This is a genomic window from Chitinivibrionales bacterium, from assembly GCA_014728215.1.
Lineage (GTDB): Bacteria > Fibrobacterota > Chitinivibrionia > Chitinivibrionales > WJKA01 > WJKA01.
Map to the genome: position 1 here is coordinate 1 of WJLZ01000148.1, position 10,077 is coordinate 10,077.

Consider the following 10,077-nt stretch of genomic DNA (forward strand, 5'->3'; position numbering starts at 1 on the left):
CACTGCTTGTGTACTCCACCGGAGATGCGGATTTAGTGTCGTAAACTTTTTACTTTTTCTTTTCAATTCTTCCGCCATTTATTATCTTAATATCTACTATTTCTATCTCCCTAAATGGCAGTGGCGATAGTGATATTTATCCGTTTATAAGTTATATTATTGATATGTAAGATGTATAAGGGGCCGTGAAGTATACGTAGGCCCTTTTTCTGTGTTTAAGGGGTTAAGGAATTAATTTTAACAGGAGATGTGTATGAATGTGTGCAAAAAGATTGTCTTTGGTTTGATTGTGGGTTTGATTATTGGAGGATGCGATTATCCCTATGAGCCCGAGCTCCAGGGACCACCTCCGGGAACAGTAGTTGATTTATCGGCCCGGATTGTTCCAATTAATCCTGGAACTCAAACATGCAATCCGTCAATCACTCAGAACCAGCAGTATTTTCCTGGATGCATGGCCTGGCTGAATTTGCAGGGGCCTTTTGATGTGAGGTTTCCCGATCCCAATAACACAAATTACCCGAAAACATTCAGGGATAATTATCCTGACAAGGCAAGTATTCCGCATGAAAGAATAACGATAAGTGATTCCACTAATACCGTTGTCTGGTATCTCAGAAAACCTGATTTTGTAAATGGTTCTGAAGTCCAGGACCCCGAATGGTGCACGCACCCGGATTATATCGCATTTTTAGGCTCCGATTTCAGCCTTAAGTGGGACGGCATGGTGGTAAGAATTTCCGATAAAAGCGTGCTTAAATTCAATGAAGACATGCTTAAGGATTACTCAACTCCGCATATCTGGCTCCCGGATCCGGCCACGATTCCGGCGCCCGATTTTTCAGCAACTGCGACACTTTCCAATACAACATTCAGCGCAAATGATGATTCATCAGGGATGGTTGATAAAACAACTATAAACCAGTATTTCGGTACCGACACCGTAAAGATCACTTTTTGTAAAGGGACGGCTTCAGGCATATCTATCTTTTATATCGACTACAGTGAAGCTGCCCCGCAGTTGCGACAGTTGGAGCGCCCTGCCGGAAAGGGACCGCAGTGGATTTGCGAAAGCCCGCTCATTTCTCCTGATGGTAACTGGGTAGCGTATAATTGCAAAATAGGAAATGGGGCCGAGACCAATGAAGCCTATATTCAGGAGCTTGCAGAAGGTTCAAAACCTATCCGGATTGCCTCAGTAGGCGCTGAACCGCACTGGTGGAAAGATCCTGTCGACAGTGCTCTTTATATTGTATACACCGATCGAGGTGGGCCGCTCCCCAGTGAGCTCAACGATAACACGAACGATGGTTCAATTGGATCAACCTTTATTCAGGCTGTTGATTTCGAAAAATTAGCAGAAGCTTCCCAAAACAATTACGGGACCTGGATCGCATCACTTGGAATGCTTTTTGAACTAGGCGATTTTCCTTTCAAAGGCGGGTTGTCACGGGACGGACGTTTTTTCAGTACAGGATATCAATATACTTATCTGTATAAATTATAATAGATCTGCAATATTCGAGAGAGGGCATAATCATGAAAAAAAACAGCAATGATTTCAATTGGAAAGTCTTTTTTGTTACTGCAATAATCGCTGCAAGTTTTATGCTTTCGGCATTTATTGCTCAAAAGCAAAAACATATCAGTCAGGCAGCAGGTGATTTACTCCCGAAACTGACTCCCTGGGCGGGTATCGGTGGATGCGGCGCTGGTGGTTCCGGCGGCGGCGGTGCTGCCGCAAAATGGGTCGGAAAAGGTGTGACCGGGGGATTGGTTGATGTCCAGATCCTCTACAGCAACAGTATCGGGCAAAACTTTTTTAATTACAGCCTGACACCGCGGTTCAGTATGAAGCCTCGGTGGTCGACAACCGTTGCAGTCCAGATGCCTATTCTGTCAAAGATCGGAGAAGTGCAGCCTACAACTTTATATGAACCCGAATATGCAATTACCGGTGGGTATGGCGATCTCGGGCTGGATGTGACGCAATCTTTTGGAATGGAAGGCCAATATTCATTCGGTCTGGCACTTACGCTTCCGACCGGTCAGTATGATATCAAAAGAGGAAGCGATGCCGGAAAGACGATCTTACCGACAAGCCTTCAAAAGGGAACCGGCTTGTACAATGCATCACTCTTGCTTGGCTTTATCAAAGACACCGAAAAAGGAATCTGGCTGTTTGACCTTACCTACAGCCACCCATTCAACATGAAGCTTTTTTCGCAGGAAAATGAATTTATGGATAAATATTTTACGAAATATAAATCCTATGAGGACAGCGCTGAAAGCGATATTCAGGACCGTTTTTATTATACCTTTAAACCATATGGCGAAAATGATCTTGGTGGTTATACGCCGCCAAGTGTTAATTTAAGTGTATACTACGGGTATAAGGAAGTTGAAGGCTGGATGCATTCGTGGGGAATAACTTTTAACGTTCCCTTTGGTGTTGCATGGGTTCCCAATGAAGTTACTCCTGCCAATGAAAGCGAAATGATTTACAACCCGCGTAAAGACCCCGACCATCAGGCATGGAGTGCAACGCTTAATTACGGCGTGGAAGTTGGCGATCATAAATATCCCTGGTTCTTTGCACTTGGCTTGCCCATCCATGATCTGGCAAAATCGACCTATGAACAATGGGACCGCCCCGACTGGAGTGATTTCTTTAACCAGTGGACTATAACAGTTGGTGTTAAATCGACAATGTTTTAAACCTGAAGGAGGTTTTTGATGAAGCTTTTAAAAATCTGTTTGATTGCGACGATCGGGCTGTCATTAATTTCAATGAAGTGCAAAGAAGAAGATCCGACCGGGCCGGAGGTCATAAAATGTAGCGGAACGTGTCCTGATGTAAGTGAAATCACCGTTTTGTGTCCAAATGGCGGCGAAACCTATTCGGTTGGTGATTATGTACAGGTACAGTTTTGTATTCCTGATAACTGGCCTTATAATCAGGCACGATTATTTTTCAGCAACAATGGCGGCATTGACTGGATTGAAATCGGCACTGAAGGCGAAAGTGACGGGTATCCGGTTGATATACCCAATAATACCTATACCTGGAAAATAACAAGCGAATATGCCGGATCGGAATGTTTTATCCGTGCTACCGATTATGATGCAACCGTCCAGGATTTCAGCGATGCCCCTTTTGTAATTAACGAGTAGAATACATTTTCAAATGGCGGCAGTACCCACAATCTGTATACTCGGCTGCGGCGGTTTTATCGGTTCCCACCTGCTGCAGCGTATCCTTTCCACCACGAAGTGGAACGTGTACGGGATCGATATACAGTCATCGAAAATCGAGCACCTGCTCGCAAACAAGCGCTTGACATTTGTTAATGTCAACGTGTACGACACAGAGGCGGTGCGGGAGTATGTTGATAAAAGCGACATTGTCATATCGCTTGTTGCGCTTTGTAATCCATCATTGTACAACACGATTCCGCTTGAAGTGATCGATATCAATTTTGCCCGTCCTTACGAGTTGCTCAGGATGTGCAATGAGATGGGGAAATGGCTGATCCATTTTTCCACCAGTGAGGTATATGGCCGGACGCTTGCCGGATTTTCCAACTGTAATTTTGCAAAGGACCATCCTGATAACTACATGCTGAATGAGGACTCTACGCCGCTTATTATGGGGCCGGTCCCTGCACAGCGGTGGAGTTATGCCTGTGCAAAACAGTTGCTCGAGCGGGTTATCTATGCGTATGGGTTCGAGAAGGATCTCAAGTATACAATCATCCGGCCCTTTAATTTTATCGGTCCCCGGATGGATTATATTCCCGGCATTGACGGCGAGGGGGTGCCGCGGGTCATCGCCTGTTTTATGGATGCTCTTCTTTTTCACAAACCGCTCAAACTTGTGGACGGGGGATTGAACAAACGGGTCTTTACCTATATCGATGATGCGGTGGATGCGATGATGGCGATTTTAAAGAGTCCGGAGCGGTCGCAGGGTGAAATTTTCAATGTAGGTCATCCCTCAAACGAGATCAGTATTGCCGACCTGGCACGGCGGATGGTGGATATCTATACCTCCTTTCGTCGGGAGTTTAATTCTTCCGATTTTCAGATAACAGCGGTGTCGTCGAAAGAATTTTACGGTGAAGGGTATGAAGATTCCGACCGTCGGGTGCCGGATATCACGAAAATCCGGGAATGCACCGGATGGCAGCCGAAAACAGAACTCGATACGGCATTGAGAAAAACAATTATGTCGTATATAGAACAGTATGGTCGTGATACCCGATGTCGGGAAGCAGGTTGATTGACATATTCATGCCCGCATATAATGCGGCATCGCATATCAGGAGTGTCGTGGAGCGGGTCCCCGATGATATATGGAAAGACCTGGGCTCGTTCTGGATAATTAACGACGGTTCGACCGATGCAACGCGGGAGTGTATCGATCATTTGTCAAAGGAGATACCGCAGATACGGCCGGTTCACTTTGATAAAAATCGCGGCTATGGACGGGCGGTGGAGAAAGGTCTCCTCCTCTGTAAAGAAGGCTCCTGCCGGGTGGCAGCCTGCCTTCACGCCGACGGTCAGTATGCCCCTGAGCTTCTACCGCAGTTTATGCGGAAAATAGTCGAGGAAAGGTATGATCTTGTACAGGGATCGCGGATCGCTTCAAGGACCGCACTATCGGGCGGGATGCCATTGTACAAGTTTGTGGCCAACAGGACATTGACGTTCTTTGAAAACCTGGTATTTACTATGCATATGACCGATTACCACAGCGGGTATTTATGTTACGGAAGAACTGCGTTGGACAGAATTCCCTTTTCCCGTTTGAGTGCAAGCTTTGATTTCGATCTGGAGGTCATCGCAAGCGCCCGGTCGCTGGGTTTGAAAATCGGAGAAATCCCTATCCCCACCCGCTATGCCGATGAAATTTCACATTTGAATCCGATCGGGTATGGATTCAGAGTGCTGGGGGTGATGGGGAAGTATATGATGGGTATGTATAAAAAACGTTAATCATAATCGTTTATCTCATCAAATGATTAATGATTACAGGAACGATTAAGAGGGATGAAAAACAGTATGATCCTCATCACCGGCGGTACAGGGGTTATGGGAAGTGTGCTGGTTAAAAAACTGGCGGCTTCCGGAAAAAAATGCCGGGTTCTCACTCTGCCCGACGATCCCTTTGTTTCCAGGCTTGAAGGGTATGAGGTCGATATCAGGTATGGGGATATTACCAAACCCGAAACGTTAAAAAATCTATGTGACGGTATAACAACGGTTTATCATCTTGCGGCAATCATCATTGCCTGGGATGAATCGCTCTTTGAGAAAATCAATGTGAAAGGAACGGAGAATATTCTCCGGGAATCGCAGAAATCGGGTGTTGAGCACTTTGTCTATATTTCATCGGCATCGATAATATATCCGAAACCGACCACGTATTCTTTATCAAAGAGACGGTGCGAGGAAATCGTTATGCAATCGGGCTGCAATTATACGATAATCCGTCCTACGCTTGTGTATGATAAGGGGAAAGGCGCCGAGGAATTCGATGCTTTCCTCGATTATCTGAATAAATTTCCGATAATACCATTTATCGGATCGGGCAAAGCTCTCAAACGTCCTGTTTTTGTTGATGATATTATTTTCGGTTTATCAGCGCTCTGCGGCCGCAAAGAAGCCTATGGGAAGATTTATAATTTCAGCGGTGGCGAGGCGATTTCCATTCTGGATTTTGCCCGTTTTTGTCTGAAACTTCTTGGTTCGGAGCATAAACCAATTGTTCGTCTGCCCGTCTGGTTGTGCAAAATAATCGCAGCGGGCATGAACGTGGTTATGAGCCGTCCACCACTCCGTTGGCAGGTCATCGCCGGCATGACACAGGATGCCGATCTTGATCCTGACGAGGCCCGGAGGGATTTAGGCTATAATCCGGTAAAGGTAACCGAAAAATTACCGGAATGCTTTCCTAGGACCGTATAAAAGCTGAAAGATTAATGAAATCGGGTTTCAACGAAAAATATGCATTATTTCAGAAACACTAAAACTATTTTATAGCATATAGAATACAAATGGACTAAAAACATTTCTTTCTTGGAGGTTTGTATGAGACACCTGTTATCTATCGGAATGACCATCATTGCGGCAAGTGCTATCATGGTTGTGTCGGTTGCAGAAGAGGGAGCAGCAAAAGAAAAGACAAAGGAGAAGGCCAACGATACCCTGGTAGTTGAAGCCCGGGTGGTAGAAATTCCCGGTGCTTTTCCGCCCAACGACCTTTATAATTATGTATACATCATGAAATACCGGGTTACTGAAGTCCTTAAGGGAAGCTATGACGATAAAGAAATCCTGGTGGGACATTACAATCCTCTGATCCCCCGCAAACAGGTCAGCGACAAAATGGATAAATATGTTGATGGTAATGTTGAAAAGTTCGAGGAAGGCGCCAAGCATAAACTCACGCTTATAAAACCGATTGACAAGGTATGGCAGGAAGCTCTTGAGGATGAATACTTTGACACCCAGGACGACAAGTACTATGCACTCAAGGCGGAAAAGCTGAAATAAGCGATTTCGGCGCCGGCCGCTCTGCAAAAGCAGGGCGGCGGTCCAATATTCCATTCTTATCTTCGAAAGGAAACGCAGCGAATGGTTTTCTCGTCGCACTACTTTCTTTTTTATTTTCTTCCCCTATTTCTTCTCGTATACTACGTACTTGTGTATTCCCGGCTCAATATCAGCTGGGTGAATTTATGGATAACTCTGGCCAGTTACTTCTTCTATGGATGGTTCGAGCCCTGGTTTGTGGTCCTCATGTGGATTTCAACGATTGTGGACTATGCGTGCGGGAGGGCCATTGCGACGCCCGAGAAGGTCGATCCGCGACGGATGTCATCACAGGATGCCAAAGACGAATTCGGCGCGGTCAATATCTTCTATCCTTTTTTCCTCGGGGTCGGCTGGTTCTATAATCTGATGGTAAAAAATGATGAGCGGCGGGCGAAACTGATTAAAAATACCGCGCTCGTCGTTTCCATGATTGTCAATCTTGGTCTTCTGGGCTTTTTCAAGTATTATATGTTTGTCATGAACGGGGTCAACAAGCTTGCAATGATATTCGGTGCCGACTCCAATCTCTTTCATATAATGAGTATTACCTTGCCGATTGGTATCTCATTTTATACCTTCCAGACCATGAGTTACACGATCGATGTGTGGCGCGGTGATGCACCACCGGTAAAAGACATGCGGACATTCTCGTGCTTTGTTGCGCTGTTCCCCCAGCTCATTGCCGGACCGATTATTCGTTATAATACGGTCGCAGAACAGCTCGCAACCCGTCGGCACACGCTTCACCGCTTTGCGAGTGGCCTTGCTATCTTCACTGCCGGTTTTGCCAAAAAAATTCTTCTTGCCAACCCGGCCGGAATGATGGCCGATATGGCCTTTCAGTCCGATGCTCCGGGTGTACTCGGGTCCTGGCTGGGCGCGTTGGGATATCATTTTCAGATCTATTTTGATTTTTGCGGTTATTCCGACATGGCGGTCGGACTGGGTCGTATGGTGGGCTTTGAGTTTATTAAAAACTTTAACGCCCCTTATCGTGCGCTGAGTATATCCGATTTCTGGAACCGCTGGCATATTTCACTTTCTACCTGGATTCGAGACTATCTCTACATTGGTTTGGGCGGAAACCGCAAGGGACTGCGCCGGACCTACTATAATCTCGCCATTGCCATGTTTCTCTGTGGTGTGTGGCACGGCGCAAAAATGACTTTCATTATCTGGGGGGTGCTCCATGGGGCGTTACTCATCTGGGAAAGGACCATGGGCCGAAAGCCGATTTACGACAAGTTACCCCTTATTCCGAAAATCGTGATAACCAATATTATCATCATATTTACATGGGTTGCATTCAGAGCTTCATCGATGGACCAGGCGTTCCATTACTGGGGCTCCATGTTGGGATTTGTGAAAGCCGCACCGGCCGCGGCATTACTCCAGACAGAAATGCTGCGTGCAAACCATATGGTCGAACTGCTGCTCTGCGGATTTTTTGTCTGGCAGCCGATTCAGGCCCATGAATGGACTTCACGACTGGCTCCAGCCAAATATGTCGCTCTGGCTGCTCTGCTTATTTTTGCTGCCATATCGATGTTTACCCAATCATTTAACCCCTTTCTCTATTTCCAGTTCTAATTTGAGGAGTACCTAATAATGTCGAAAAAAGGTGAATTACTCTTTGTCAGCGTGTTTCTGGTGATGATCTACAGCGTCGGGGTTGTCCAGGGTCTCGTGGAAAAGAAACGAGGGGAAACCATCCAGTTTTTTGATATTTTCAAAGATACCTTCGTGGTCCCCGTTAAGCGGGCCAATACAATCGACAGCCTGTTTACCGAACTGACGGCCAAGCTCGATACGGTTGAAATGGAGCTTGAAAAAGGCGTACAGGTAATTGCAGAAGCAAAACGAAAACAGACCGAGCAGCAGGCAACGCTTGATTCATTGAACAGCAGGTATCCCGATGATGAAGGTGCTGATGAAGAAATCGACAGCGAACCGGTTGAATGGGACTATTCCACAGCCGATGAACGGGCTGAGGAAGCGCTGTTTCTTGCTCAGGATATCAAAAAGAATATCATCAAGATAAACCGTCACATATCCATGGATACACTGGCAACGCCGGTCGTTGCGGCGGAAAAGATCGTTAGGGCCACCGATGAACTCTATAACCTTGTATACGATGAAGAAGACATTCCGGCAATCCTGAAGAAGCGCGAAAAAGTTGTCGCAATGGTAAGGGAAGAAAGAGAAAAATACGATCCGGTCAAGGCTTACGAGATCCCTTTGCTTGCACTGGAGACTTTTTTCAAGCATACCTGGATGAGCCGGAAATATCTCCGTGCCTATGAAGGCGAAATTGAAGAGACCTCTGTTTTTGCCAATACACTCCGACCACCAATGCAGTTTGTACGGTATACCCTTTTACACGACCTGGGCTCCAAGGCGATTCTGGGGAAAAAAGGATGGTTTTTTTACAAACCAGGGTTCGATTATCTTACCTATCCGCATATTCGTGACAAGCGATCCCTGCCTGATACGACAACCAATATTATCGACCCCTCTCCGGTGATTTTAAGGGATGATCCCGTTAAAGAGATCGTTACATTCAGAGATCAACTTGCCGAAAAAGGAATTGACCTTTTGGTCGTGATTGTTCCCGGAAAACCGTCGATATATCCCGATCTTCTGTCTGATGAATTCGGGCCTGAAATGGCGGGGAAAGTGACTCACTCCCTCGATTTGATCAAAGTGCTTCGAAAGAAGGACGTCGATGTTGTCGATTTATTTACTCCCTTTGCCGAAGAGCGTAAACGGGATACTCTTGTGGGGGATTCCCTGTACTTGGCAAAGGATACGCACTGGAAATCCCGGGCGCTTTTGCTGGCGTCGGACATTGTTGCCCAACGGGTGAAAGAGTATCCCTGGTATGACCCGGGTACGAAAGAGTATGTTGTTGACAGCCTTATTGTCGAACGGGTTGGTGATGTGGGCACGATGACTACCCTGCCCGATTTTCCGCTAAAAGAGTTGCGGCTCCAGTTCCCGACCGAACCGACAAAATGCTATCAGGTATTTGAGATCCGCCGTGATGAAGAAGGTAATGAAATATCCCGGCGGTTGTACCGCGATGATTACCGGAACTCAGACATACTGCTTCTGGGTGACAGTTTCTCCCGGATCTATCAGACCGATGCTCCCCGTTCTGCAGGATGGATAGCCCATCTTGCCAAAGAATTATCTCAGCCACTGGCCACGATTGTCAACGACGGCGGAGCATCCACCCTGGTGCGGGAAACCCTTTCGAGAAAACGAAATCTCCTGAAAAATAAAAAACTTGTCATCTGGGAGTTTGTTGAGCGTGATTTTCGGTTCGGTGCTCACGGATGGAAAAAGGTTGAACTGTAAGGAAAGGACAGAGTATGAACATTCGGAAAATTTTATGTATAGTTTGTGCAGCCGCATACGTAACCGCTGCATTAGCCTATCCCTATAAAGAACTTACGCCGAAATTCGACAGGAAAA

Annotated in this window: 9 protein-coding genes; all 9 read left to right on the forward strand. The window is 46.3% G+C overall.

The genetic code is table 11. The annotated features are described in order from the left end of the window. Nucleotides 1–253: 253 nt before the first annotated feature. The 9 genes from GF401_12750 (at nt 254) to GF401_12790 (ending at nt 9,960) form a co-directional block, all read left to right on the forward strand. Complete coding sequence (locus GF401_12750) at nt 254–1,507, forward strand: hypothetical protein (protein MBD3345924.1); 1,254 nt, start codon at nt 254–256, stop codon at nt 1,505–1,507. 32 nt (nt 1,508–1,539) lie between these two features. Further along, the gene (locus tag GF401_12755) at nt 1,540–2,718 is read left to right on the forward strand and encodes a hypothetical protein (GenBank protein MBD3345925.1); all 1,179 of its coding nucleotides are present in this window, start codon (nt 1,540–1,542) and stop codon (nt 2,716–2,718) included. Between the two features lie 18 nt (nt 2,719–2,736). After that, entirely contained in the window at nt 2,737–3,174 is a 438-nt protein-coding gene (locus tag GF401_12760) for a hypothetical protein (GenBank protein ID MBD3345926.1), read from the forward strand. A gap of 13 nt (nt 3,175–3,187) precedes the next feature. Continuing rightward, complete coding sequence (locus GF401_12765; GenBank protein ID MBD3345927.1) at nt 3,188–4,282, forward strand: bifunctional UDP-4-keto-pentose/UDP-xylose synthase; 1,095 nt, start codon at nt 3,188–3,190, stop codon at nt 4,280–4,282. Beyond that, nucleotides 4,264–4,998, forward strand: a complete 735-nt coding sequence (locus GF401_12770) for a glycosyltransferase (protein ID MBD3345928.1) — start codon at nt 4,264–4,266, stop codon at nt 4,996–4,998. Before GF401_12765 ends, GF401_12770 begins: the two co-directional genes overlap by 19 nt. 54 nt (nt 4,999–5,052) lie before the next feature. Next, nucleotides 5,053–5,970, forward strand: a complete 918-nt coding sequence (locus GF401_12775) for an NAD-dependent epimerase/dehydratase family protein (GenBank protein ID MBD3345929.1) — start codon at nt 5,053–5,055, stop codon at nt 5,968–5,970. Between the two features lie 123 nt (nt 5,971–6,093). Further along, nucleotides 6,094–6,558 (forward strand): hypothetical protein, encoded by a 465-nt coding sequence (locus GF401_12780; protein MBD3345930.1) that lies wholly within the window; start codon nt 6,094–6,096, stop codon nt 6,556–6,558. 81 nt (nt 6,559–6,639) lie between these two features. Further along, nucleotides 6,640–8,190: an MBOAT family protein gene (locus GF401_12785; protein MBD3345931.1), complete on the forward strand. Its 1,551-nt coding sequence runs from the start codon at nt 6,640–6,642 to the stop codon at nt 8,188–8,190. Nucleotides 8,191–8,208: 18 nt separating this feature from the next. Next, nucleotides 8,209–9,960, forward strand: a complete 1,752-nt coding sequence (locus GF401_12790) for a hypothetical protein (protein ID MBD3345932.1) — start codon at nt 8,209–8,211, stop codon at nt 9,958–9,960. The last annotated feature ends 117 nt before the right edge of the window (nt 9,961–10,077 follow it).